The organism is Ruegeria sp. CL5, assembly GCF_056536485.1.
Genome location: NZ_JBQFPS010000002.1, coordinates 88,972 through 115,119, shown reverse-complemented (window position 1 = coordinate 115,119; position 26,148 = coordinate 88,972). Strand labels below are relative to the sequence as shown.

24 protein-coding genes are annotated in these 26,148 nt (G+C 55.6%); 8 read left to right on the top strand and 16 right to left on the bottom strand.

The features are described from left to right. Positions 1–180: 180 nt before the first annotated feature. Positions 181–1,581, top strand: coding sequence for a helix-turn-helix domain-containing protein (locus tag ACR0IU_RS04190; RefSeq protein WP_480715368.1), 1,401 nt, complete (start codon positions 181–183; stop codon positions 1,579–1,581). A 72-nt stretch (positions 1,582–1,653) separates the two neighbouring features. Here ACR0IU_RS04190 and ACR0IU_RS04185 read toward each other — a convergent pair whose 3' ends face one another. From ACR0IU_RS04185 to ACR0IU_RS04160, 6 genes are all read right to left on the bottom strand, one after another. Further along, positions 1,654–1,893 (bottom strand): HP1242/YdcH family protein, encoded by a 240-nt coding sequence (locus tag ACR0IU_RS04185; protein WP_480715367.1) that lies wholly within the window; start codon positions 1,891–1,893, stop codon positions 1,654–1,656. Positions 1,894–2,014: 121 nt separating this feature from the next. Next, a complete protein-coding gene (gene betA, locus ACR0IU_RS04180; protein ID WP_319544924.1) occupies positions 2,015–3,673 on the bottom strand; it encodes a choline dehydrogenase in 1,659 nt (552 codons plus the stop codon). A gap of 86 nt (positions 3,674–3,759) precedes the next feature. Then, on the bottom strand, positions 3,760–5,268 hold the full coding sequence (gene betC / locus ACR0IU_RS04175; RefSeq protein ID WP_480715366.1) for a choline-sulfatase: 1,509 nt from the start codon (positions 5,266–5,268) through the stop codon (positions 3,760–3,762). Then, the gene (gene betI / locus ACR0IU_RS04170) at positions 5,265–5,837 is read right to left on the bottom strand and encodes a choline-binding transcriptional repressor BetI (protein WP_260022726.1); all 573 of its coding nucleotides are present in this window, start codon (positions 5,835–5,837) and stop codon (positions 5,265–5,267) included. The genes betC and betI overlap by 4 nt, the downstream gene beginning before the upstream one ends. A 61-nt stretch (positions 5,838–5,898) precedes the next feature. Beyond that, positions 5,899–6,831, bottom strand: coding sequence for a DMT family transporter (locus ACR0IU_RS04165; protein ID WP_170540935.1), 933 nt, complete (start codon positions 6,829–6,831; stop codon positions 5,899–5,901). A 40-nt stretch (positions 6,832–6,871) separates the two neighbouring features. Next, complete coding sequence (locus ACR0IU_RS04160) at positions 6,872–7,471, bottom strand: LysE/ArgO family amino acid transporter (RefSeq protein WP_170472528.1); 600 nt, start codon at positions 7,469–7,471, stop codon at positions 6,872–6,874. An 84-nt stretch (positions 7,472–7,555) separates the two neighbouring features. Between ACR0IU_RS04160 and ACR0IU_RS04155 the strand changes: the two genes are divergently transcribed. Next, entirely contained in the window at positions 7,556–8,443 is an 888-nt protein-coding gene (locus tag ACR0IU_RS04155) for a LysR family transcriptional regulator ArgP (RefSeq protein WP_480715365.1), read from the top strand. 2 nt (positions 8,444–8,445) lie between these two features. Here the strand turns inward: ACR0IU_RS04155 and ACR0IU_RS04150 are convergent, their stop codons facing one another. After that, a complete protein-coding gene (locus ACR0IU_RS04150; RefSeq protein WP_480715364.1) occupies positions 8,446–9,720 on the bottom strand; it encodes an MFS transporter in 1,275 nt (424 codons plus the stop codon). Positions 9,721–9,890: 170 nt separating this feature from the next. Next, positions 9,891–10,631, bottom strand: a complete 741-nt coding sequence (locus tag ACR0IU_RS04145) for a YebC/PmpR family DNA-binding transcriptional regulator (RefSeq protein ID WP_170772953.1) — start codon at positions 10,629–10,631, stop codon at positions 9,891–9,893. A gap of 111 nt (positions 10,632–10,742) precedes the next feature. Here ACR0IU_RS04145 and ACR0IU_RS04140 point away from each other — a divergent pair, with 111 nt between their 5' ends. The 4 genes from ACR0IU_RS04140 (at position 10,743) to ACR0IU_RS04125 (ending at position 15,869) form a co-directional block, all read left to right on the top strand. Next, complete coding sequence (locus ACR0IU_RS04140) at positions 10,743–12,515, top strand: SLC13 family permease (RefSeq protein ID WP_170472535.1); 1,773 nt, start codon at positions 10,743–10,745, stop codon at positions 12,513–12,515. A gap of 16 nt (positions 12,516–12,531) precedes the next feature. Further along, positions 12,532–13,266, top strand: a complete 735-nt coding sequence (locus ACR0IU_RS04135; RefSeq protein ID WP_480715363.1) for a glutamine amidotransferase — start codon at positions 12,532–12,534, stop codon at positions 13,264–13,266. A 72-nt stretch (positions 13,267–13,338) separates the two neighbouring features. Further along, positions 13,339–14,196: a bile acid:sodium symporter family protein gene (locus ACR0IU_RS04130; RefSeq protein ID WP_480715362.1), complete on the top strand. Its 858-nt coding sequence runs from the start codon at positions 13,339–13,341 to the stop codon at positions 14,194–14,196. 11 nt (positions 14,197–14,207) lie between these two features. After that, positions 14,208–15,869: an FAD-binding dehydrogenase gene (locus ACR0IU_RS04125; RefSeq protein WP_480715361.1), complete on the top strand. Its 1,662-nt coding sequence runs from the start codon at positions 14,208–14,210 to the stop codon at positions 15,867–15,869. Here ACR0IU_RS04125 and ACR0IU_RS04120 read toward each other — a convergent pair whose 3' ends face one another. The 3 genes from ACR0IU_RS04120 to ACR0IU_RS04110 form a co-directional block, all read right to left on the bottom strand. Then, positions 15,870–16,616 (bottom strand): YbaY family lipoprotein, encoded by a 747-nt coding sequence (locus ACR0IU_RS04120; protein WP_480715360.1) that lies wholly within the window; start codon positions 16,614–16,616, stop codon positions 15,870–15,872. Between the two features lie 96 nt (positions 16,617–16,712). After that, positions 16,713–18,491, bottom strand: a complete 1,779-nt coding sequence (locus ACR0IU_RS04115) for an SLC13 family permease (RefSeq protein ID WP_480715359.1) — start codon at positions 18,489–18,491, stop codon at positions 16,713–16,715. A 91-nt stretch (positions 18,492–18,582) separates the two neighbouring features. Next, positions 18,583–19,395 carry a TIGR00282 family metallophosphoesterase gene (locus ACR0IU_RS04110; protein WP_170472550.1) on the bottom strand — a complete coding sequence of 271 codons (813 nt, stop codon included), beginning with the start codon at positions 19,393–19,395 and terminating at the stop codon, positions 18,583–18,585. A gap of 87 nt (positions 19,396–19,482) precedes the next feature. Here ACR0IU_RS04110 and ACR0IU_RS04105 point away from each other — a divergent pair, with 87 nt between their 5' ends. Next, positions 19,483–19,710 (top strand): putative hemolysin, encoded by a 228-nt coding sequence (locus tag ACR0IU_RS04105; RefSeq protein ID WP_170472553.1) that lies wholly within the window; start codon positions 19,483–19,485, stop codon positions 19,708–19,710. Here the strand turns inward: ACR0IU_RS04105 and ACR0IU_RS04100 are convergent. Together ACR0IU_RS04100 and mgtE are read right to left on the bottom strand one after the other, a co-directional pair. Next, on the bottom strand, positions 19,707–20,279 hold the full coding sequence (locus ACR0IU_RS04100; RefSeq protein ID WP_480715358.1) for a 5-formyltetrahydrofolate cyclo-ligase: 573 nt from the start codon (positions 20,277–20,279) through the stop codon (positions 19,707–19,709). The genes ACR0IU_RS04105 and ACR0IU_RS04100 overlap by 4 nt on opposite strands. Then, positions 20,276–21,670, bottom strand: a complete 1,395-nt coding sequence (gene mgtE / locus ACR0IU_RS04095) for a magnesium transporter (protein ID WP_480715357.1) — start codon at positions 21,668–21,670, stop codon at positions 20,276–20,278. Before mgtE ends, ACR0IU_RS04100 begins: the two co-directional genes overlap by 4 nt. 139 nt (positions 21,671–21,809) lie before the next feature. On the opposite strand from mgtE, the gene guaD reads away from it, so the two are divergent. Further along, the gene (gene guaD, locus ACR0IU_RS04090) at positions 21,810–23,099 is read left to right on the top strand and encodes a guanine deaminase (protein WP_480715356.1); all 1,290 of its coding nucleotides are present in this window, start codon (positions 21,810–21,812) and stop codon (positions 23,097–23,099) included. A 65-nt stretch (positions 23,100–23,164) separates the two neighbouring features. On the opposite strand, the gene ACR0IU_RS04085 is transcribed toward guaD, so the two are convergent. From ACR0IU_RS04085 to ACR0IU_RS04075, 3 genes are all read right to left on the bottom strand, one after another. After that, the gene (locus ACR0IU_RS04085) at positions 23,165–24,499 is read right to left on the bottom strand and encodes an 8-oxoguanine deaminase (RefSeq protein WP_480715355.1); all 1,335 of its coding nucleotides are present in this window, start codon (positions 24,497–24,499) and stop codon (positions 23,165–23,167) included. 114 nt (positions 24,500–24,613) lie between these two features. Then, a complete protein-coding gene (gene hisN, locus ACR0IU_RS04080; RefSeq protein WP_480715354.1) occupies positions 24,614–25,405 on the bottom strand; it encodes a histidinol-phosphatase in 792 nt (263 codons plus the stop codon). A gap of 44 nt (positions 25,406–25,449) precedes the next feature. Next, complete coding sequence (locus tag ACR0IU_RS04075; protein WP_010441908.1) at positions 25,450–25,821, bottom strand: helix-turn-helix domain-containing protein; 372 nt, start codon at positions 25,819–25,821, stop codon at positions 25,450–25,452. Between the last annotated feature and the right edge of the window lie 327 nt (positions 25,822–26,148).

Here is a 26,148-nt window from a genome sequence, read left to right as displayed (position 1 = left end):
ACGAAACTGCTGTAAGCACTTGGGGTGAAAGTATCCGCATAGACTGTATCAGATTGCTGATGCACAAAGCTTCCTTTGGCTATTTTTTGATTGACCGAGCAATACACTCAGATCGCAGGAGTGACACAATGTGTCCCGATGTGACATATGTGACCCCGAAGTGTCCCGAGGAGAGACGATATGACGATGAAAAGACTATACGCCGGGGCGAAACTTCGTGAGATAAGACAACGACTTAACCTCACCCAGAAGGAGTTTGCGAACAAGCTCGGCGTGTCCCTCCCGTACGCCAATCAAATGGAGAACAACAACCGTCCGATTTCAACGACAGTTGTATTGGCGCTGGCGCAAGAGTTCGGCATGGACGTGACCGAGCTTAGCACGGGCGATAGTGAGCGCCTGGTCTCGGACATGCGCGAGGCGCTTGCCGATCCGGTTTTTGCTGACACCATGCCCCCATTGGCTGACCTGCGGCTGACCGCATCGAATGCCCCTGCGCTGGCCCGCGCATTTATTGAATTGCATCGAAGCTATCGCCAAACTCATGAACGTCTGGCTTCTTTGGACGAAGCATTAGGTCGGGAAGACGCCCGCATTCAAGCCAGCCCTTGGGAAGAAGTGCGTGATTTCTTTCACTATTGCGACAATTACATTGACGCCGTTGACCGGGCAGCCGAACGGTTCGCCAGTCGCGCTGATGAATTCGGTGGCATTCGTCAGGCAGCGATCAACAGCCTGACCGAACGAGGAATCCACGTCACCTTCACCGATACCGAGACCCTACGTAGCTACAACGCGGATGATAAGACACTGCGCCTTTCTTCACGCGCAGCTCCGCAAACACAAGTCTTCCAGCTTTTGCTGCAGGTCGCGCTGATCAGTCAGGACAAACTGCTTGAGGCGACGCTCGACTTCGCGCGCTTCCAAAGTGAAGAGGCCCGTGCGATTGCCAAGATTGGCCTCGCAAACTACTTCGCCGGGGCGTCCCTGATGCCATATGGTCTGTTCTTAAGTGCTGCGCAGGACTATCGTCACGATCTGGAATTGCTCAGCAATCGGTTCGGGGCATCCATCGAACAGGTCGCGCACCGTCTTTCCACTTTGCAGCGACCGGGGGCCAAAGGCATCCCGTTCTTCTTTGTCCGGGTCGATCAGGCAGGAACGATCACAAAACGCCATTCGGCCACTCGGCTTCAGTTCGCACGATTCGGCGGGGCCTGCCCCTTGTGGAACGTTCACCGTGCCTTTGAAACTCCGGGCCACTTTCTGCAGCAGCTGGCAGAAACACCAGACGGTGTACGATATATCTCACTTGCGCGCGATGTATCGAAATCCGGAGGTTCCTTCGGCGCGCCCGTTCGTCGCTATGCCATCGCATTGGGGTGTGAAGTACGCCATGCCGAAGCATTGGTTTACGCTGACAATCTCGATATTAACAATGCCAGTGCCTACGAACCGATCGGCATCTCCTGTCGCATATGCGAACGCCAAACCTGTCATCAGCGTTCAGTACCGCCACTCGAACGCCGCCTGACCATCAACTCCGATATCCGCAGTATCCTTCCATACGAAGTCACCTGATCTTCATCTGGCCTGAAATACTCCGGGGGAGTCGCGGCTTGCCGCGACGGGGGCAGAGCCCCCGCCTGTTCGTCAGCTTTTTGACAGGATCGCCCAGATTTGATCCTTGAGCACAGCTCGTTTCTTACGCAACTCAACCTCGACCAACTCTTCCATTGGCTCAACATTGGTTTCAGCTCGGTGCACTACGCGATTGACCTCATGATATTCATCCGCAAGCCTCGCAAAATGGGCGTCCGTTTGCTTGAGCTGGCTTATGGTGTCGATCTTATCGGGAAACTCTTCAGCCAGTTCATGCGGGGTGTGCGACATCCTGTTAACTCCTCAATGTTGCGTTACATCGGAGAGATAAACATGGTTGTCTCACACCGCTTTGACGCCAATCAAATTCCTTGAGAATTCTTTGCGTGATACCTCAATTGGTAGAACCGGATCAACGTTGCGCCGTGGCCCATCTCGGGCTGATCCAAGGCGCGTCATTTGCTTTGGCCAATGGCTCCTTGTCCAGCAGGTGATCCGACATTTTTTCCCCTACCATAATCGAAGGCGCATTCAGGTTTCCGTTGGTAATCTGAGGGAAAATCGAACTATCCGCGACGCGCAGCCCGTCCACCCCAATCACACGACCATGCGGGTCAACAACTGCAGTCTTGTCATCCGCGCGCCCCATTCGGCAGGTTCCACAGGGATGATAGGCGCTTTCCGCGTGCTCCGCGATGAACGCGTCAAGCTGCTCATCCGTCTGTACGTCTTTACCCGGCTGGATCTCCTTGCCGGCAAATGGCTTGAAAGCATCCTGCCCGAAGATTTCGCGCGTCAGGCGTATGCATGACCGAAAATCCTCCCAGTCCTTATCATGGCTCATGTAGTTGAAACGGATCACTGGGGCATCCTCAACCCGTGCCGAGCGCAGTGTGACAGCCCCCCGAGACGGCGAACGCATTGGTCCCACATGCGCTTGGAAACCGTGCCCCTCAGCCGCTGCCTGACCGTCATAACGCACCGCGATAGGGAGGAAATGGTACTGAATGTCGGGATATTCGACACCAGGTTTCGAGCGAATGAACGCCGCACTCTCGAACTGGTTCGACGCGCCCAGGCCGGTTTTTGTGAACAGCCACTGCGCCCCGATCAAGCCTTTGCTGATCAGGTTCCAATGTTTGTAGAGCGTGATCGGCTGCAGCGAGGCTTGCTGGATGTATAGCTCAAGATGGTCCTGCAAATTGGCGCCGACACCAGGTCGATCCGCGACCACTTCGATTCCATGTTCAGTCAAATGCGCCGCAGAACCGATCCCCGACAGCATCAGCAACTTGGGAGAATTGATAGATGACGCGGCCAATATGACCTCACGCCTTGCCCCAATAATTTCTTTCTTGCCGCCACGGATCAATTCGACGCCGGTGGCGCGGCCGTCATTGATCACCACGCGTGCGGCGAGACCCCGAACAATGTCACAATTTTCACGTTTCAAAGCGGGCTTCAGATAGGCATTTGCCGCCGACCAACGCCGTCCTTTCCAGACGGTCTGCTCCATCGGCCCAAAGCCTTCTTGTTTTTCACCGTTGTAATCTCCGGTGACCTCATATCCCGCCTGCTGCCCCGCATCGACAAAGGCTTTGAACAGCGGGTTTTCGCGGGGTCCGCGCGACACATGCAATGGCCCGTCAGTCCCGCGCCATGCGTGATCGCCACCATGGCCACCATCATGCCAGGTTTCCATGCGTTTGTAGTAAGGCAGCACATCCGCATAGGACCAACCATCCGCACCCATATCCGCCCAGGTGTCGAAATCCCGTGCGTGGCCACGCACATAGACCATTCCATTGATCGACGAAGACCCGCCAATCACCTTGCCGCGCGGGCAAACAAGGCGGCGATTGTTCAAATGAGGCTCGGGCTCGGATTTATAGCCCCAGTCATAGCGCGACATGTTCATCGGATAGCTGAGAGCGGCTGGCATCTGGATGAATGGGCCCGCATCGGTGCCGCCATGTTCGATCACCAGAACCGAGGCACCGGCCTCACTTAGTCGATACGCCATCGCACAACCGGCGGACCCAGCGCCAACGATGACAAAATCTGCTTCCATATTCGTGTCTCCATTTCCACGCAGGCTAAGATTTTTCGGCGAAAAATCTTATCGCCTCTGGCGGAAGTATTTTGAAAAAGTGAACGTTATTCGCCCCGCGGGAAGCGTTGGCTTTCTTCAACGTCGTTTAGATCCATGTGATTGCGCATGTAGCGTTCGGATGCTTTCTGCAGCGGCTGGTAATCCCACGGGTAATAACCGCCTTGCCGCAGCGCTTCGTAAACTACCCACCGACGGGCCTGACTGGCCCTTACATCGGCATCAAATCGCTCAAGGTCCCAACGCGCCTCGGATTTGGCGCGTAAGGACTGCAGGGTGCCCGCGTGCTCGGGTCGGCTCGCCAGGTTTTTCAGCTCGTGAGGGTCCTCTTCAAGATCAAAAAGCTGGTCCGGGTCCAAAGCGCAGCGATTGTACTTCCACTTTCCATACCGAAGCGAAACCAAAGGCGCGTAGGAGGCTTCTGCCGCGTATTCCATCGCGACGGGAGCTGTTCGTTCATTGCCCTTCGCCAAAGGCACCAGGTCTTCGCCATCTGTCCATGGAGCAATTTCTGCCATGTCAACTCCGGCAAGCGCCCCAAGTGTTGGCGTGACATCGATCGTTGATACCGGTGTATCGATCCGGCCAGTGGGAAGATCGGGCGACGAAATCATCAAGGGCACTCGCGAGGACCCCTCGAAGAAAGTCATTTTGAACCACAATCCACGCTCGCCCAACATGTCGCCATGGTCCGAGACAAAGAGGATGATGGCCTCTTGCCGCGTGGATTCCAGCACTTCCAATATCTCGCCGATCTTGTCGTCCAGATAAGAGATGTTGGCGAAATAAGCGCGGCGGGATTTGCGGATATCATCGGCCTTTATGTCGAAACTGCGCCAGTCATTTGCATCAAAAATACGCTTGGAATGCGGGTCCTGATTGTCATAGCCCAAATCCGAGATCTGTGGCTCAAGATGCTCACAATCCTCATACAGATCCCAATATTTACGACGCGCCACGTACGGATCGTGTGGGTGCGTGAAGCTGACGGTTACACACCAAGGGCGTTCATCTTTCCCGCGTGCCAGATCATACAATTTGGCTTTGGCGTTATAGGCAACCTCGTCGTCATATTCCATCTGGTTGGAGATCTCGGCAACGCCTGCCCCGGTGACTGATCCCATATTGTGATACCACCAGTCTATACGCTCACCGGGTTTACGATAATCCGGCGTCCAGCCAAAATCGGCTGGGTAAATGTCGGTGGTTAGGCGATCCTCGAACCCGTGCAACTGGTCGGGACCAACAAAGTGCATCTTACCTGATAGACAAGTGTAATACCCAGCGCGGCGAAGATGGTGCGCATAGGTTGGAATATCGCTGCGGAATTCAGCCGCATTATCATAGACGCCTGTCCGCGAGGGTAACTGGCCAGACATAAAGCTGGCCCGCCCCGGCGCGCACAGTGGCGACGCTGTGTATGTATTCGCGAAACGCGTTGATTTTGCAGCCAGTTTTTTCAGGTTTGGCGCATGCAACCATTCCGCGGGACCGTCGGGGAAGAGGGTCCCGTTGAGCTGATCCACCATCAGGATCAGAATATTCGGCTTTGTCATTTTTCGGCCTCTAGGAAAACTTTCATAACCCGCAGCGCATGGTTCACGGCCAACTGCGGCTCTTGCGGCGCGTTCAAAGCAGCGTGGATGTACAGCCCATCGATCAGAGCAATCATGTCTTCGGCGGCTTCGGTCGGATCGCGCAGTAGCGGGCGTAGCGCATGGATGAGATTCGAGCGGATCCGGGCCTGATAGATTTGCCAAAGTCTAAGCGCATCATCGTTGGTTTGCGCCAGAACATAAAAGGTCATCCATGCTGCAATCACGTCCGGCGTGAAACAGGATGGTGCAAAACAGGCGCGGATGATGGCCTGCGCGCGTTCTTCAGGCTTGGCTGTACCAAGTTGAGTGCGCGCTTCTGCCCCGAAATCCGACAGTATACGACGCATAGCAGCAAGGAATATCTGCTCTTTCCCACCGAAATAATGATGGGCCAATGCGCTGGACATTCCCGCACGCTTGGCAATCTGGCTGACGGTCACATCGAGGGATTTTTGTACGCCAAGTTCGGCAATCGTCGCCTTTACGATCGCATCCCGCCGGATCGGCTCCATTCCGAGTTTTGGCATCTTCGCCTCTCTACCCTGCTTGAGTGTAAGAGAAGCTAAGCGCTTTATATTGACTCGTCAATCAATAACGACTCTGGGCGGGGGTTTCTGATCCCTGTAGCGGGGTCGGCGGCGTAGCTTTGCCCTTACTAAGTATCGCCTCGCGCCACGTGATGAAGCTGACGGCTGCCAGGATCAGAGAGCCTCCGACAACAACCCATATGTCGACACTCTCATGGAAAACCAATGTGCCAAGCAACGTCGCCCAAATCAACTGCAGGAATGTCACGGGCTGTGTCACGGCTACCGGAGCAGCTTGCAATGCGAGCGTCATGAAATAGTGCCCAGCCGTGGCAAAGCTGGCAACGACAAGCAGAATGCCCAAATCACGCATGGAAGGTGGCTGCCACACGGCGATAGCAAAAGGGATCAAGGCAATCGTAACCCAGATAGAAAGATGCGCAACTACTGCCGATGGCCGAATATCATGCACCATAACTTTAGCCAGCAGATAAGAACCTCCAAGTGCCAAGGCCGTACCCAACATCGCCAGATGTCCCGGCGATACCTCGCGAAATCCGGGTCTCAGTACGATTACAACCCCAACAATCGCAACACCGATTGCTGCGATTCGACGAACAGCGAGCCGCTCTCCCAGGAAAAGCGCGGCACCCAAAGTTACATAGATCGGCGTCATGTAATTCATTGCCGTTACTTCGGCCAGCGGAATGCGGGTCATGGCATAGAACCAGAGCATGACGGCTATGGCATGAACCACCCCTCGCAATCCAAACAGGGTCAAGTTACGAGTGGACAGCGGCGTTCCAATCAGCGCACGCCACGCGGGAATAAGAAAAACCAGCCCAAAAACATACCGCAAAAATGCGGCCTGAATTGGATCCATACTGGTCCCGAGCACTTTCACCAGAGCATTCATGCCCACAAAAGACAGACCTGCTGAAAGCATCCAGAACATGCCGACAAGCGGGCGCTGCTGATCGTTGGGTGAAGTCATACCGACGGTTGAACACCGTTTTCTGATCGGGAACAACCCTTCACATGATAACAAGTTTCATCGCAATACCCAGCATCACGATGCCTATCAGTACGTCGAGTATTTGCCATGCACGCGGACGCGCAAAGATCGGTGAAAGAATGCGCGCACCATATCCCAGTGAGAAGAAGAACACGAAGCTTGAGGATACTGCACCAATAGCAAACCCCATTCGGTCATCGTATTGGGCAGAAATCGATCCGATCAATACCACCGTATCCAGATACACATGAGGGTTAAGCCATGTGAAGGCCAATACGGTCAACATAGCCGCGCGCAAACTGGTACGCTGCCCTGCATCGGTGTCCAACATAGCGCCACCCCGCCAGGCAGACTGGAAACTGCGCAAAGCATACCATGTCAGAAAGATCGCGCCTCCATAGCGCATTACCGTTTCAAACCATGGCGCGGCCTGCGCCAGCGTGCCAAATCCTGCTACCCCAGCCGCAATCAGAATTGCATCCGAAACCGCGCAGGTCAGGCAGAGAGGAAAGACATGCTCGCGTCGTAGCCCTTGACGCAGAACAAAAGCGTTCTGAGCGCCAATCGCCAAGATAAGGCTGAAGCTAAGGGCAAATCCTGCGATCATTGATGGGAACATGCGACCTCCTGTTGTTGGCCGTTGACTATAGCCATCCCGAGGCCCTATCAAATTAATGTTTGTAACCTGAATTAAGAAAATCTAATGCTCCTGGACCCGCATCATCTTTCAGCGCTGTCTGCAATATTGCGCCATGGAAGCTTTGATGCGGCAGCAGCTGAATTGTCTGTGACCCCCTCCGCAATCTCTCAACGCATCAAGGCTTTGGAAGATCGTGTTGGAGCCGCTCTGATACATCGCGGTTCCCCTTGCACCGGAACACCTGCTGGCTTGCGGATTGCGCGTCATGCCGAAGACATTGGCCTGCTTGAAGCAAAGCTCGCACGAGAGCTGACCTTGGATGAGCGCGAAGGCCCTACCCGCGTGCGGATTGCACTTCCTGCCGACATTCTGGCGACATGGTTTATCGACGCGATGGCGCAGGCTGGCGATTTATTGTTCGATCTGGTGATTGACGATCAGGATCACTCGGCCGAATGGCTGAGGCGCGGCGAGGTCAGCGCAGCGATTACTGTTGGTGGACAAGCCGTCACAGGATGCGATTCATTTGCGCTGGGCGCGTTGCGCTATCTGCCAACCGCCAGCCCCGCGTTCATGGACCGCTGGTTCAGCGATGGCGTATCGGCTGAATCGTTGTCGCTGGCACCTTGCCTGACTTTCAATAGCAAAGACAATTTGCAGAAAACCTGGATCAGTAAACAGATAGGACGTCGGCTTGCGCCACCGACGCAATTTATGCCTTCCACAAACGGCTTTGTTGAGGCAGCGATTGCAGGCTTGGGCTGGGGGATGAACCCTGAAAGCCTTGCACGCCCTGCAATTGTAAAAGGTCAACTCCGCGAGGTTATTCCCGACACGTCATTGGATGTGGAACTGACTTGGCAGATCGGGCGGGTGCTTGCCCCTGCCCTTGCACCGTTGACCAAGGCAGTTCGTCGTGTTGCAGCCCAGGCGCTCATCACAACAGACTGACCTTATGCCTGCGTATCTGCCTTCTGTTGCGGCTGCGCAATTCGGTAACAGGAAAACGCTGCCCAAATACTGACAAGCACGATGAACACAATAGCTGATGCAACCTCGTGCATATGGGCAACTGCGGCCAACGCAGCCGATAATGCAACGGCCGTTAACCGACACATAGATTTGATGGCTGCAGCGCCCTGAATACGTTGTTCTTTGGGGGCAATGTCCAGAAAATAGAGCTTCCGCGCGCTTGATATTCCGGTTGTTGCGACCGAGACGACAAACAATGCAATCGCGTGCAGATGAACTTCGTGGTCAATGTGGGCATAGTGGAAGGCCAGCAGAACGATCCCGGTTGCTGCGACCATCAGGTTGCCCGAGACCATCACCGCGCGGTGAGACTTCATGTTCACCAACTGCCACAACGGCGCCGAAACCAGATACCCGGATGCGGACGAAATGATCATGGCCGTCAGCCCCTTTGCAGAAGTATGGTGTGCCTCTGCAGCGATAAGCGCAAAGAACGGGACCGACAGCGATACAACAACCAAAGGAAGCCGCATCGCCATATAACGACGGAACCAAGAGTATTCGAACATTTCAACGATGCCGGAAATAATACTCCGCAGCGATTGACGGCCGGAAACCTTGATGTTTCCATCTTCAGGTTTTTCGGGGGCACTCTCTGCCATTCCGAGAATGCACAGCGCAGAAAACAGGAAGAACGAAACCGATGCTGCGATTACAGCAGAATGTCGCGAGAATGGTGGATATTCTTTTGTGATCTCGTGGATCAATAACACCAATCCGATCGCACAAAGACCACCGGCACCCAATTGGAGATATCGAATAATCATGCGAGATTTCGATTTCAGATGATCACCTAACAGATCGGACAACATCAAGGATTGGCTCTCTTCAATCAGTCCGATCAGGAAAAACGCCGCAACAAAGGCGATAGCGGTCAGTGTAACGCTTCCGGTCGCCGCGATGGCCAAGGCCATCAAAAGGCAGCCGCCCAATCCTATTTCGGTCAGAGCGATACCGCGTTTCTTGCGAACCTGCGCCGCGATAGGACGCGCCAGAACGAGGTCAGAGATCATACTGCCCGACATGCGAATAGAAACCAATGCCGCCGCAAGGAACATCGGCAGCTCTAACGAGATCGCAAGAAAGGGCAAAACAACAGAGGGGCTGCCCAGAGTCCACGCAACCTGTGACAGGATGCTCTGGCCAGCTATGACCGGCACATTTCTTCGGGCAGGATCGGTCGTGTTCGTCGCCATTTCTTGGTCTGCGTAGTGCGCCTATGGTTAATTATTCAGATTTTTCAGCCTCATTGATCTGATCATAAATGCAAGGACCTTAGGGACCAAAGTTTCTGTTAGGCGTAGCCCTGCAACAGAAAAACCCGGCCAAAGGCCGGGTTCCAATTAACCAACGATTGCCCGACGCATCAGAGCTGGGCCATGACCTCGTCTGTCGCCTCAAAATTGGTCGTAACCCGCTGGACGTCGTCATCGTCTTCCAATGCATCCACCAATTTCATCAGCTTCTGCATATCTTCCAGACCCAATTCGGTCGTGGTTGTGGGTTTCCAGACCAGCTTGGTGGATTCGGATTCGCCCAGCGCGGTCTCCAGCGCATTCGATACATCGTTCAGATCGGTATCAGCACACCAGATGATGTGACCGTCTTCCGAGCTTTCGACATCCTCGGCCCCGGCCTCGATCGCGGCTTCAAAGATCGTATCCGCATCGCCAGCATCCGCCTGATAGATAACTTCACCCTTGCGATCAAACATGAACCCAACCGAGCCGGTTTCACCCAGATTGCCGCCATTCTTCGAAAACGTCGAACGCACGGTCGATGCGGTGCGGTTGCGATTGTCCGTCATCGTCTCGACGATCACGGCCACACCATTTGGGCCATAGCCCTCGTACCGGATTTCTTCGTATTCATCCCCTTCGCCCGCAACGGATTTCTTGATGGCCCGGTCGATCACGTCCTTGGGAACCGAGTTCGACTTGGCCTCTTTTACCGCCAGACGCAGACGCGGGTTCTTGTCGGGATCGGGGTCGCCCATCTTGGCGGCGACGGTGATCTCTTTCGAAAGTTTGGAAAACAGTTTGGACCGCGCGGCGTCCTGACGTCCCTTGCGGTGCTGGATATTGGCCCATTTGGAATGGCCTGCCATGGTGCGTCCTCGTCATTCGTGATTGCGTATTCGGCGCTCATATAGACGTTTGCGGGGGGCAGGATCAAGAGAGCGGCTTGTCCTGCCTTCGCCCTTGGCTATGGTGGCGATATGACGACAGATCAGATTATTCTTTTTTCCCTTTTCATTGCCGTATTTGGAATGCTGCTTTGGGGGCGGTTTCGATATGACCTCGTCGCGTTCACTGCCCTTATGATTGCAGTGACGCTGGGCGTTGTCCCGGTCGAGAACGCCTTCGCCGGGTTTGGCCATCCAGCAACAATTATCGTAGCACTGGTTCTTGTAGTCTCTGCGGGTCTGGTTCGGTCGGGCGCGGTGTTCCTGATTACACGGACACTGGTTGATGCCTCGCGCAGTCTGGGCGCGCACATCGCGTTGATGGGTGGGATCGGCGCTGTTCTGTCCGCTTTTATGAACAACGTTGCCGCGCTGGCGTTGCTAATGCCAGTGGACATCCAAACCGCTCGCAAGGCGGGGCGTTCGGTGGGTCTTAGCCTGATGCCACTAAGCTTTGCCACCATTCTTGGAGGCATGGCCACGCTCATCGGCACACCGCCCAATATCATTATCGCCTCAATCCGCGCCGAAACTCTGGGCGAGCCATTCCGGATGTTCGACTTTGCCCCGGTTGGCGGGATCGCAGCCATCGCCGGTCTGGCCTTTGTGGCCTTGGTCGGTTGGCGACTGATCCCCAATCGTGGCGTCCAGGAAGAAGCATCGGAAGTTCTGGCAGAGTATATCGCCGAACTGACTGTCCCGCCCGAGTCACCCCATATCGGCAAACGCGTTAGCGAACTTTATGAGGCGGCAGAGAAATCCGACGTCGCCATCATCGGCCTGATCCGGGATGGCAAGCGGCGCTATGGCAGGTCCACCCACACCACTCTTCGGGAAGGTGACGCGCTTGTCCTTGAAGCTCGACCCGAAGCGTTGGACGAATTCCGCGCTGCGCTTAATCTCGATTTTTCAGACACAAGGCGGCAAGAGGTGTTGACTGCCGAGGGCGACGGGCTTGAGGTGATCGAGGTCGTTGCCCCCGAAAGCGCCCGCATCACTGGACGCACCGCGCAGGCGCTGGGGTTGGCCTGGCGACAGAGCACGGTGCTGATGGGGATTTCTCGTCAGGGCCGTCGCATCACGGAACAAGTCCGGAAGACCGAGGTTGAGGCGGGTGACATCCTGCTTCTGCTCTGCCCGCGTGACCGGGGCGCGGACGTGACCGAGTGGCTCGGCTGTTTGCCCTTGGCAGCACGCGGCCTGAACGTCACTGCCAACGACAAAGCGTGGCTCGCCATCGGCCTGTTCGCAACAGCCGTACTGGCCGCTAGCATCGGGCTGATCTATCTTCCCATCGCTTTGGGTCTGGTCGTTGTGGCCTATGTGCTTACCAAGATCATGCCGATTGCGGATATCTACAATCACATTGAGTGGCCGGTGGTGGTTTTGCTGGGTTCGATGATCCCGTTGGGAAGCGCATTGGAAACATCCGGCGGCACTGAACTGATAGCGAACGCACTGATCCAGTTGACAAACGGTCTGCCTGCATGGGCGATCCTGACTGTGCTGATGGTTGTCACCATGACCCTGTCGGACGTACTCAACAACACGGCCACCGCAATTGTTGCAGCCCCCGTCGGGATACAGATGGCGCGCACGCTTGAGGTCTCGCCCGATCCATTCCTGATGACAGTGGCCGTGGCAGCCTCGGCAGCATTCCTCACACCGATTGGTCATAAGAACAACACGCTGGTGCTGGGTCCCGGAGGCTATCATTTCGGGGATTATTGGCGCATGGGCCTACCGCTAGAGATATTGATCATCGCCGTATCAATCCCCTCGATCCTTGTGTTCTGGCCGCTTTGACGGGTAAAGGCAGCGCATGAAACGCTTTCTGATCCTGCAACTCCGCCCAGAAACCGATGCTTCGGATGCTGAGTACGCCTCAATTCTGGACAAAACCGGCCTGGCACCTTCGCAAACCCACCGCATCCGGCTGGATTGCGAAGACCTGCCCGCAGGGCTGGACGTTACCGACTACGCCGGTGTGATCGTCGGCGGAGGCCCGGGTTGCGTCAGCGACGATCCGGCAGGAAAATCTACTTTGGATGCCAAGATCGAGGGCGCGATCATGGGGCTGATGCCGCAGATCACAGCACAGGACCACCCGTTCATGGGCTGCTGCTACGGCCTGGGAATTCTCGCGGCGCATCTGGGCGGTGATGTCAGCAAACGGCAATTCGGCGAACCGGTTGGACCATCGGATTGCGAACTGACCGAAGATGGCGCACAGGATCCCCTGACCGCTGGCCTAGTTCCGCAGTTTGAAGCCTTTGTCGGCCATAAAGAGGCCGTGCAATCCCTGCCAGAAGGCTGCGTGCATCTAGTCGCCTCGGACCCCTGCCCGATCCAAATGATCCGCTGGGGACAAAATGTCTATGCCACTCAGTTCCACCCCGAAGCGGATGCCAAGGACTTTGAACAGCGGATTAACATCTACAAAGATCACGGGTATTTCCCGCCGGAAGATGCACAACGCCTGATCGAAATCTGCCACGCGGCAGACGTTACACAACCTGGGGAAATCCTGCGACGGTTCGCCGAACGCTACGGGTGACCCAACGGCGTTATTGCCTGATTAACACCCCCTCGCATAGGCTGGCCCGAATGACTTTGGGAGGAGTTGTTCTTGGACCTACTCATAAATGTTGGCCTGCCGCTTTCGCTGGCCATTATCATGCTGTCGCTCGGGATCGGGCTTGAGGCCGCTGATTTTCGCCGAGTTCTTACCCGCGGATACCCATTCGCCATCGGTGCGATCAGTCAGGTTGTGTTGATACCACTGGCTGCTTTCACAACCGTCACGATGTTCGGGCTACCCGCTGAGATTGCCGTTGGCGTGATGCTTCTAAGCTTTTGCCCCGGCGGCGTTACCAGCAACATCCTTGCAAAGTTTGCCAAAGGCGACATTGCGCTATCAGTCAGCCTGACGGCTGTGATCAGCCTGTTGTCGATTGTGACAGTTCCAATTCTGGCCGCGTGGTCCATTGATTACTTCATGGGTGAGACAGCCCCGGAAGTATCGATTGGCGCCCTTGCTACCGCATTGTTCCTGATCACAACGTTGCCTGTCGCGATAGGCGTTAGTATTCGCCACTTTGCCAAAGAGTTCGCGGTTCTGATCGATAACCCTTTGTCCACGCTTGCCTCGATCCTGTTTGTGCTGATCGTTCTGGCAGCGCTGGCCGGAAACTGGCAGTTCTTCATTGAGAACCTCAGCTCGATCGGAGCCGCGTTGATCGCGCTGAATATCGCACTGCTACTAATTGGGCTTGGACTGGCGCGGATCGCCAAGCTGACATGGGAAGAGGCGAAAACCATTTCGGTCGAAACAGGCATACAGAATTCGGCGATGGGAATTACGTTGGCGGCACTGATCACAGGCACCACAACGGGCTTCAGTCCGCTTGCCGTTCCGGCCGCAGTTTATGGTATTACGATGTATGTGGTCGTGACCCCCTTTATCCTTTGGTTCCGCAACCGCTGAAAGGAGATCAGATGGCTGATAATACAGCAGACGCGATTGTCGTCGGCGGCGGACTTGCCGGTCTGGCTGCCGCAGCAGAGCTGGGGGATCGCGGTAAGCGTGTGATCATTGTGGATCAGGAGCCGGAACACTTCCTTGGCGGGCAGGCGTTTTGGAGCATTGGCGGTCTGTTCATGGTCGATACCCCTGAACAGCGTCGCATGGGTATTCGCGACAGCTACGAACTGGCACTGCGCGACTGGATGGGCAGCGCTCAGTTCGACCGTGATGAGGACAATTGGCCCCGCAAGTGGGCGGATGCCTATGTCGAGTTTGCGGCAGGTGAAATGCGTCCGTGGTTGTATGACATGGGGTTGCGCTGGTTTCCGGTCGTGGGATGGGCCGAACGCGGTGGGTCATACGCCAATGGTCATGGCAACTCGGTCCCGCGCTTTCATATCACGTGGGGCACGGGCCCGGGAGTGTTGGAACATTTTATCAGACGTGTGCAGGATCATGTCAGTGCCGGTCTAATCCAATTGAAGTTCCGCCACCAAGTCAGCCATATCATTATGCAAAATGGCACAGCCAAGGGCGTATCCGGAGAGGTCCTAGCCGATGATAGCGTCCAGAGGGGTGGCAAGACCAATCGAGACGAAGTGGGCGAATTCGAAGTCTACGCGCCTTCAGTCATCGTCACCTCCGGCGGGATCGGTGGGAACTTCGAAATGGTGCGAAAAAACTGGCCCACAAACCGATTGGGTGAGCCACCCAAAGACATGATCGCTGGTGTGCCCTTTCATGTCGACGGCCGGATGATCCCGATCAGCGAGAAAGCAGGCGGCCATGTGATCAACGGTGATCGAATGTGGCACTATACGGAGGGCGTGCGCAATTGGGATCCGATCTGGCCCGCGCACGGAATTCGCATCCTGCCCGGTCCAAGCTCGATGTGGTTTGACGCGTGCGGCAATCGTCTGCAACCCCCTTGTCTGCCGGGCTTCGATACTCTGGGCACTCTGCGCGAAATCTTGAAGACGGGTTATGAATACAGTTGGTTCGTTCTGACCCAGAAAGTGATCAAGAAGGAATTTGCCCTCTCCGGGTCCGAGCAGAACCCGGACTTCACTTCGGGCAGCTGGAAAGAGGTTATTCAACAGCGCATTCTATCCGGCTCAAAGGCAACTGGCCCGGTCGAGGCTTTCAAGGAAAAGGGTGAGGATTTCGTTGTTGCCAACACGCTGACGGAATTGGTCAGTGGCATGAACCAATTGGGCGGCGGACTGATTGACGAAGCGTATTTGCGCACGCAAATCGAGGCGAGGGATTCTCAGATCGACAACCCATTCTCGAAAGACGCTCAGATGATGGCGATCCATGCCGCGCGCAATTACCGGGGCGATAGGTTGATCCGCACCGCCAAGCCACACAAATTCCTCGATCCGTCAAATGGCCCTTTAATTGCAGTTAAATTGCATGTTCTGACTCGCAAAACGCTTGGTGGGTTGCAGACCAATCTCGACAGTCAGATGATTGGCGCAGACGGCCAAGTCGTCCCCGGCCTGTTTGCAGCCGGAGAGGTCGCTGGCTTTGGTGGCGGCGGCTATCACGGATACAACGCGCTGGAGGGCACGTTCTTGGGCGGTTGCATCTTCTCGGGCCGCAATGCGGGACGGTCCCGCGCCGTGGCCTGATTACTGGTTGCGCACAAACTTCAGGACAGGTTCGCCTGCGGCGTCGAGCATAACCAGACTGTCACCGGCAACCGCATAAGTGGTTACACTTTGCAAAGCGGCTAGAAATTGATCTTCAATCTCTTCCATTTCTGGTGGGCACGCCATCAATGTGGCAGCCATATTCTCTGGAAATTCTATGCTATTGCCGATGATTTCGGCTTGTCCGGTAAACCGATTGCAACCGCCCGTACCGCCGAACGCTCCGCCTTGAGCAAATGAAAGCTGTGGAGGGCGCTTTGCGTCCAACACCTCTCCATCTATTCCGATGGCCACCCATTCAGTCCCTTCTAGTGTCGCGGCGCTCTGATCGTGCGCCTGCACCAGTATCAGGTCTGCGGAATTGCCTTCTCCGTTGGTCAATACCGGGTGAATCGTATCGGTCGTAAACAGCAGCTTCTCTCCACGATAGATTGCACCGCGGACCGCATAGGCCATTCCTTCGTGGATCAGCGCATCATCAAACGACAGCTCAAATTCTGATGGCACACCGTTCAGAGCATAGCGCTGCGCTGCCAGTGTCACAGCAGCCGCGTCCGCCCGCGAAATATCCTGTAGTTCGACATACAGTGTTGCATCCGGAGGCAGAGCGATCCGTTCACGATATGTCGCTGTACCTGTCACCGATCCGGCGTGGCTCTGGCTGCCCAGCAAGGCCAATACAACTGCTCCGGCCACAATGGCCTGTCCGAGTTTTGGAAAAGGCATGATCCTATCCTCTCTCATTCGTCTTTGAGAAAAAGATTGTAACTGTATCGCCATTTACAAGGGCAATACATTCAAGCCGGCGAAACTGTGCCAGTCTCAGAGTGGCCAGATGAACGGGATCAAGAGCGAGGCCAATAGTCCAACCGTCAGATTCAGAGGCACACCAACTTTCAGAAAGTCGGTGAATTTATACCCGCCCGGACCATACACCATCATGTTTGTCTGATAACCGATAGGCGTCGCAAACGAAGCTGACGCCGCCACCATCACCGCGACGACCAAGGGGCGCGGATCGATGCCAACCGCCTGCGCAAGTGAGATCGCGATCGGCGTGACCACCACAGCAACCGCATTGTTCGAAACCAATTCGGTTAATACCGAGGTCAGCAGATAAACCGCCCATATGATCAGGAAAGGCGGCAACATGCCCAGCGCGGGGGCGATCGCCTCGACAATCAGCGTCACAGCGCCAGACTTATCAAGCGCCGCACCGATTGCGAGCATGGAGAAAATCAGCGCAAGCAATCGGCCTTCGACAAAGGAAAATGCCTCATCCGCATCGATACAGCGGGTCAGCAGGACCACCGCAACAGCCAGTATAGACAAAAGCAGAATTGGAGCGACGCCCAGCGCAGCCAACGCAACGATTCCCACCAATGATCCAATGGCAATGGGTGCGTGACTGCGACGGAAGGCACGTGCCGAGGGCTGTGTCACATCAACCATGTCCATATCTGCTGCCAGCCTTTGAATATCACCGGGTGAGCCTTCAAGCAGCAGTGTATCCCCCACGCGTACAGTTAGAGCATCCAACTGGCGCCCGATATTCTGGTTTCGGCGATGCACAGCCAAAACGTAGACACCGTACCGACGACGCAAACGCATCGCACCCAATGTTCGCCCAACCATACGGCAACCCGGTGTAATCAGAACTTCGACCGTCTTGGTTTCAACTGCCGAGACCTGATCAACCCTCTTTAATTCCTTATTGCTTTGCAGGCTCAACAACTCAGTCATCTCGGTGCGGAGAACCACTCTGTCACCCACTTTCAGCGTGACACCTTTTAGGTTCCGACGTAACGACTCATCACCCCGAACCACGTCGATCAGCCGTACACCTTGGCGTTTGAACAGTTGAACCCCCGTTACTTCGCGGTCGATCAAGTTGCTGTCGGGTGGGATGACTGCCTCAGTAAAGAACTTCATCTTGGATCGGTCACTCAGCATTTCGGCCATGCTATCGCGCTCTGGCAACAAACGCGGCGCTATGAAGCGCAGATAAACCATGCCGTAGATAACCAGAGCTATGCCCAGTGGGGTGACCTCAAATATCGTGAAGGCCGTCATGCCCTGCGCACGCGCGACGCCATCAACCAGAAGGTTGGTTGAGGTGCCGATCAGGGTCAACGTTCCCCCAAGAATTGCCGCATAGCTAAGCGGAATCAACAGTTTGGACGCCGAAACGTTAAGTGTGCGAGCGATTTGAATAAAGACCGGGATCATCACGACGACAACAGGTGTGTTCGACACCACTGCAGACGCGATGACGACAAATCCCATCAACAAACCGATGGCTATACGCGGATTAACCTGCGCCTGCTTTTGCGCCACGGATGTGAACGCATCAAGCGCCCCTGTTCGCACCAAAGCCCCCATGATGATGAACATGGCACCGATGGTCCATGGCGCAGGGTTAGCCAGTACCGCAAGCGCGCTTTGATAGGGCAGAATACCCGTCGCAAGCATCAGGGCGACCCCACCAATGGCGACAACTTCGGTCGGATAGACCTCGCGCAGGAACATGATGAACATCCCTGCAACAATCATCAGCGCCAGAATTGCGCTGCCCATCTCTGTCAGTTGAAGGAATTGCATTCTTGGTATTCTGTCCGAACCCTGATCTGGCATACGCGCCTAATAGGTAGTTTCACGTATTGCGTGCGGCAGGGCAAGCCTGACATGTGAATTAGGGGCCTGCCTGCTGCAAACGCCCACCAACACGCACCATCTGTACAGATTTTGCGCTTCCGTCGCGATCATCGGTTTCGACATACACACCGCTCAGCGTTGCCTCGCCATTGGCGGGTGTGAAGCGGGCTTTGGGCATCCCCGTGATGAAACGACGCATAGGTTCTTGTTTGTCCATACCAATGACCGAGTCATAATCCCCGCACATTCCGGCATCGGTCAGGTATCCTGTCCCGCCAGTCAAAATCTGCGCATCCGCCGTCGGCACATGGGTGTGCGTGCCCACCACAAGGCTGGCGCGCTTGTCGCAATAGTGGCCCATCGCCATCTTTTCAGACGTCGCCTCGCAATGCATATCGACGATAATCGCCTGCGCCTGCCCACCGCGTGGGTGCGATTTCAGGATCGGTTCGATAGCTGAGAACGGATCATCGAAGGGGCGCTTCATAAATACTTGCCCCAGTACCTGCACCACCAACACCTTCCGTCCACCCGGCGCCGTGAACAGCCGATGACCTCGCCCCGGCGCCCCTTTGGCATAGTTCACCGGGCGCACAATGCGCGGCTCTTTCTCGATGAACTGCAACATGTCTTTCTGATCGAACGCATGGTCGCCCAAAGTGATGCAATCGGCACCGGCGTCCAAAAGCAGCTTGGCGTGATCACCACTGAGCCCCATGCCATTGGATGCATTCTCGCCGTTAACCACGACGAAATCCAACCGCCACTCCTCACGCAAACGCGGCAGGTGCTGTTGAACGGCGGCGCGACCCGAGCGCCCCATGACGTCGCCAAGAAATAATAACCTCATGTCACCCGTCCTAAGTGTGGTGCAACACAAGCACAAGTGATTAAACTGTCACCATAAACCGCAAATAATATTGGTTAGGAGAAACTTATGACCCGCTATCTTATTATTGTTACCCTGCTCGCCCCCCTCGCCGCGTGCGATCAGCCAGCCGAGCAATCAACCGAACTGGCAAACCCAGCGGCGACTTTTTGCATCGAACGGGGCGGCACGTACAATATTCAGGATGGCGACGGCGGCCAAACCGGGATCTGCACCCTGCCAGACGGAACCAAACAGGATGCCTGGGACTATTTCCGTGCTGAGCACACGGGCTAGGCCGAAAACGTCAACACGCGGCTTTCTGTGATAACCATATCCAGAGGTTGGTCCGTCGGCTCAAGCGGCAGCTCTTCTGCCTCTTGTGCATCGAAGGCAAACCCGATCGCCAATGTCGGGCGCCTACCGCGCAACCCCTCTAGCGTGCGATCATAGAATCCACCACCATATCCCAGACGACCACCCTGAGCATCAAACGCAACCAGCGGCACAATCAGGATTTCAGGATCAAAATAATCGTCGATCTCGGGTACCTTCGCACCAAATGGTCCGTCTTTCAGCGCGCCTTCCGGAGTCCAACGCGAAAATCGCAGCGGCTTTCCGGCGGCCTGAATGACGGGTACGCCGACGGCCCCGTAAGCGGCTGCTTCGGCCATTGCCGGCAACGGGTCGATCTCGGTTCGGATGGGCATGTATCCTGAGATGGGAACACCTCGGTGCCCGGCCAAAACCTCGGACAAACGTCCTGCAGCACCCGGTAGGCGCGTGTCAAACGCCGCCTTTCGGCGCGCAAAGGCCGCCTTTCGGGCAGCGGCTTTGATTTCAGTCAGATCGGTTGTGTCGGTCACAGTAGCACCATGCTGGCAAGCCCCAGAAATATGAAGAACCCCATCACGTCCGTCGTCGTTGTCACAAAGGTTCCCGATGCCAGCGCAGGGTCGATCCCCAGACGATCCAGCACCACCGGTACTACCGTACCTGCAAAGCCCGCGATGATCATGTTCACGACCAGCGCCGATCCAATCACGACACCCAGCAACGGAGAATCAAACCACATCATCCCAACGGTTCCCAACACGATGGCAAAGCATAATCCGTTGAGCATCCCAACCAGTAATTCGCGGCGGATCACGCGCCACACATTCGAACTCGTCAAGTCACGTGTCGCCAGTGCGCGTACAGCCACTGTCAGTGATTGAGTTCCAGCGTTGCCTCCCATTGAGGCAACAATCGGCATCAGGATTGCGAGTGCAACAAGCTGATCGATTGCGGCCTCAAACTGCGAAATGACCAGCGAACCACAAATCGCGGTGATCAGATTGACACCGAGCCATGGCAAGCGCCGTTTACTGGTTGCCGCTACGCTATCGGACAAAGAACTTTCGTCCGAGACACCAGCCAGACGCATCATGTCTTCTTCATATTCTTCATCCAACACCACCATCGCGTCATCAATGGTAATGACGCCAACCAACCGCCCATCCGTATCCACAACCGGGGCCGAGATCAGGTGGTATTGGTTGAACGCATAGGCCACATCCTCTTCGTCCTGATCGACGGGGATGGTGTGGAATTCTTCCTCGGCGAGGTCATGCAAGGGCACCTCTCGCCGGGTCGCCATCAGCTTTCCCAATGTAACCTGTGCAACGGGCTTGAGCCTCGGGTCAACAAGGATGACATGATAGAACTGTTCTGGCAGATCATCATTCGCCCGCATGAAATCAATGGCCTGCCCCACCGTCCAGTGCTCGGGTGCCATGACAACTTCACGCTGCATAAGACGACCGGCGGAATTTTCGGGGTAGGACAACGCCTGCTCAGCGGCGACTCGTTCAGAGTCTTCAAGCGCATCAAGGATCGTCTCTTGTTGCGGCTCTTCGAGATCCTCGAGCAGATCAACGACATCGTCGCTTTCCATGTCCCGAACAGCTTCGGCCAAGACATCCGGTTTCAGAACATCGATCACTTCTTCCCGGACAGATTCATCCAGTTCTGAAAGAATATCCCCGTCAAATTCCTTATCGTACAACCGGATCAGGCCCGCCCGGTCAAAGGGGCTGATCTGTTCCAGAAGGTCGGCAATATCAGCCGCATGTAGCGGCTCCATAAGCTCGATCAGCTTGGCGCGATCCTCGACCTCCACTGCATAGAGGATGGCTTCGACGGTTCGCGGGTCGAGCGCATAGGCGTCCTCGTCCTGGGGCTGATCGGGTCTGGCTTCGTCACTGCCTGTCGTCATGCGCTGCCCCTTTTTTCCTGCCGATTGACCCTAGATAGAAGAAGCAGCTACCGGAAAACAATGACAATGGTCCAATTTACCCACATCTTTTGCATCCCTATGCTGGATAGCGGCCCCAAACAGGCGGAGAACACAGCAGATGGCGCAAAAGACGCTTTTGAAGGGACGCGTGCTCAGCTTCAACGGATCACCGTTCGAAGGCGAACCCACAGACGCGACCGAACTACACGAAGCCGTGTTGATAGAAGATGGTCGCATCGCAGCATTGGGATCCGCGTCCGATCTTTCTGTCGCGCACTCCGAGGCCAAAGTTAAGGATTATGGCGACAAGCTTATTTCGGCGGGCTTTGTGGATCCGCACGTTCACTATCCGCAAACCGCAATGATTGCGAGTTGGGGCAAGCGGCTGATCGACTGGCTCAACAGCTACACGTTCCCGGAAGAGATGAAGTTCAACGATCCTGTCTATGCCGCTGAAATTGCAAGTAGATACCTCGATTTGACGGCAGCACACGGTACGACGACAATGTGCAGCTTTTGCACTATTCATCCCGAGAGTGTTGATGCGTTTTTCTCGGCAGCAATTGCGCGAGGTCAACGGGTTGTCGCCGGCAAAACCTGCATGGATCGAAATGCGCCCGAGGGGCTGCGTGACACCGCACAGACCGGGTATGACCAGTCCAAGTCACTGCTTGAAAAGTGGCACGGGGTTGATCGCATATCCTACGCCATTACACCGCGTTTTTCGCCGACATCGACACCAGATCAGTTAGAGGCGATGGGCGCGCTGTGGGCGGAGCATCCCGAATGCCTAATGCAAACACATCTCAGCGAACAAACCGACGAAATTGAGTGGGTGCGCTCTCTGTTCCCTGAGGCGCGCGACTATTTGGATACATATGAACAGTTTGGATTGTTGGGTGGAAACGGTCTCTACGGTCACGTGATCCATCTGGAGGATCGCGAACGTGACCGCTTGCGCGAGGTAGATGCAGCGCTGATCCACTGCCCCACGTCCAATACGTTTATCGGTTCTGGTCTGTTCGACATGAACGGCCTGATCCGCGAGGGGCACCGGGTTGGTCTTGCCACCGATACAGGCGGTGGTTCCAGCTTTTCGATGCTGCGTACAATGGCCGCAGCGTACGAAATTGGTCAACTGCGGGGTCGTCCGCTACACCCGTCGCAATTGCTTTGGCTTGGAACGGTTGGATCAGCTCAAACTTTGCGGATGGATGATCGTATCGGCAATATTGCGGTGGGTATGGAGGCGGATCTGGTGGTATTGGACCTTGCCTCGACTCCGGCCATCGCCCAACGCGAAGCACATGCTGATGATCTTTGGGAAGCGGTGTTCCCGACCATCATGATGGGGGACGATCGGGCTGTTGCCGAGGTCTGGATCGCCGGGCGAGCTGTTTCTGCTTGATAGGAATGGGCCTGTGGCCCATGCCTCCGGCGGGGATATTTTCAGCCAGATGAAGAGCGCATCCGCTATTCTGCCAACGCGCTTGCCAGACGATTCTGAGTTTCTATGGCCTTCGGCAGGTCAATCGTGACGATCTGGCCGTCGCGCACAACCTGGCGTCCCTCGACAAACAGGTGTTTGACACGCGTTGGTCCGGCCAGAAGGAGCGCAGCTGGGTCCCAACTGCCTGCACTTTCGATGCCGCGTACGTCCCAAATGGCTATGTCAGCGCGTTTGCCGGGCATAAGCCTGCCGCAATCGGGCCGATTCAACACATCCGCCCCGCCACGGGTGGCAATCTCGAGCGCTTCGCGGGCTGACATGGCGTCAGCGCCATTTGCAACCCGTTGCAAAAGCATGGACTGACGCGCCTCGGCGATCAGATTGCCGCTGTCATTGCTGGCTGAACCGTCCACACCCAGCCCGACATGCACGCCTTGGTCGCGCATCTTGCGGACTGGCGCGATACCTGAGCCAAGGCGGCAATTGGAGCATGGGCAGTGCGCAACACCAGTTCGGCTACGCGCAAATAGGTCGATCTCGGAGCCATCCAGCTTGACGCAATGGGCGTGCCAGACATCCGATCCGGTCCAGCCCAGCTCCTCTGCGTATTGGCCGGGCCGGCAACCGAACTGATCTTCAGAATAGGCGATATCTTCATCGTTTTCTGCCAGATGAGTATGAAGCATTACGCCTTTATCGCGCGCCAGAAGCGCGGCATCGCGCATCAGGTCGCGACTAACCGAGAACGGAGAACACGGCGCAAGGCCAACGCGGCACATCGAACCCTCAGATGGATCGTGATAGGCATCAACCACGCGGATCATGTCCTCCAGAATGGCCTGCTCGGATTCGACCAGAGCATCAGGCGGCAGCCCACCATCACTTTCGCCGATACTCATTGCCCCGCGCGTCGGTTGAAAACGCAGACCCAATTCCGACGCGGCATGGATCGTATCTTCAAGTCGCGCACCATTGGGATAAAGGTAGAGGTGATCAGAACTGAGCGTGCAGCCAGACAGCGCCAACTCTGCCAGACCAATTTGAGCAGAGATAAACATCTCTTCAGGTCCAAAGCGGGACCAGATGGGATAAAGTGTTCGCAACCATCCAAATAGCAACGCATCCTGCCCACCGGGCACCGCGCGTGTAAGGGTTTGGTAGAGATGATGATGGGTGTTCACCAGACCAGGGGTAACAACACATCCGGCGGCATCATGTATTTCACCCCGGCTGGTCAAACCATGGCCAATCTGGGCAATCTTTCCGTCCCGAACCAACAGATCAGCGCCCACAAGCTCTTGCCGATCATTGTCCATCGTCACGATAATGTCGGCATTCCGGATCAATATTTCTGTCATTTTTGCACTCCCGCATCCTGCCCGTCTCATGCGTGGAGTATTGGGCTGGTGGAAAACGGGCGTAAGAACCAGCCGCGATCAGTTTAAAGCCGCATGGGGGGTGCGGCAACCCGTTTAATATTGCTTCAAGATTTCCAGCGCCGCCGCATGAATCTCAGCATTGGCTGCTGCGAGGGCACGCCCGCCATTATGGGCAGGATTACCCTGCCAATCTGTCACAATACCACCTGCTGCTTCGATCACCGCGATTGGGGCCTGGATATCGTAGGCATTCAACCCAGCCTCGACCACCAGATCGGTTTGCCCTGCAGCAAGTAGCGCATAGGCGTAACAATCCATCCCATAACGCGTCAGCTTCGTTTTCTGAGAAACCGCCTTGAAGGCAGCGGCCTCGGCCTTGGTGCCGACCTCAGGAAAGGTGGTGAAGATGATCGCCTGATCCAATGATCGCGTCTTCCGCGTCTCGAGTTCCGCACGCCCCATAGGGCCTTTGACAATGGCGTGCTCTTTATCTCCGATAAAGCGTTCACCGATATAGGGCTGATCGATTACGCCAAGCTTAGGTCCAGTCTCATCGCTCAGGGCGATCAGAACACCCCATGTGGGCGTACCACTTATGAATCCGCGCGTGCCGTCGATTGGGTCCAGCACCCAAACCCGTCCGCTCACCCCCTCGGACTGGCCAAACTCTTCCCCTAAAACGCCATCCTTGGGCCGGTGAATGGCCAGCACCGCACGCATCGCCTTCTCTGCTTCGCGGTCAGCTGCAGTCACAGGATCAAACCCGGCATCGAGCTTGTTGTCCGTCTTCAAGTTAGATTGGCGGAAAAACGGAAGAATGGCCGCCCGCGCCGCGTCGGCCATTTCTTCGGCAATCTCTAGATCACTTCGTAGGGTGTTTTGCATGGCTTACCCGTGCGACGGGCACCCCGCGAAGTCAAGCGATTGTATTAGGCGACGTCGCTCAGCACGCGCGCCAGTTCAAACAAGCGGCGACGCTGATTTTCCGGTATCGCATAGTAGGAGCGAACAAGATCAAGCGCTTCTTTATCGCCCATCAGATCTGCAGGAACTGATTTTTTGTCAGCCTCTGCTTTCTGAGCTTCTTCAAGGCCTTCAAAGAAAAAGCTGACCGGAACATCCAATGCCTCGGCAATGTCCCACAAACGCGACGCGCTTACACGGTTGGCACCCGTTTCGTATTTTTGAATCTGTTGAAACTTGATACCAACTTGCTGCGCCAACTGCTGCTGAGTCATGCCAATCAGCCAGCGGCGATGCCGGACGCGTTTGCCCACATGGACATCGACGTGATGGGTCATTGGTAGTCTCCTTTACACAAACACCTGTCCGGGAAACCGCAACAGCAGCCGTCACCGCCAAGTTAGCGGGTCGCTGCTTAAGAACTTCCTAACTTAGGATCGTGCCCCCCGAACAGCACCATAGAACAATAATATTGCCGCAATCGATTCTTTTTTCAAGACGGTTGAATCCAAGAATATGGACTGTTGATTATGGTTGAGTACCGGGATCATCACATCTGTGTATGTTCGGAGACAACAAATCAGACCAGACACCTGTTTGAGAAGGGTGTTTGATTGGAATTGACAAAACGCGCGCGCTCTCCGCCTATGTGCTTTAAAATACCG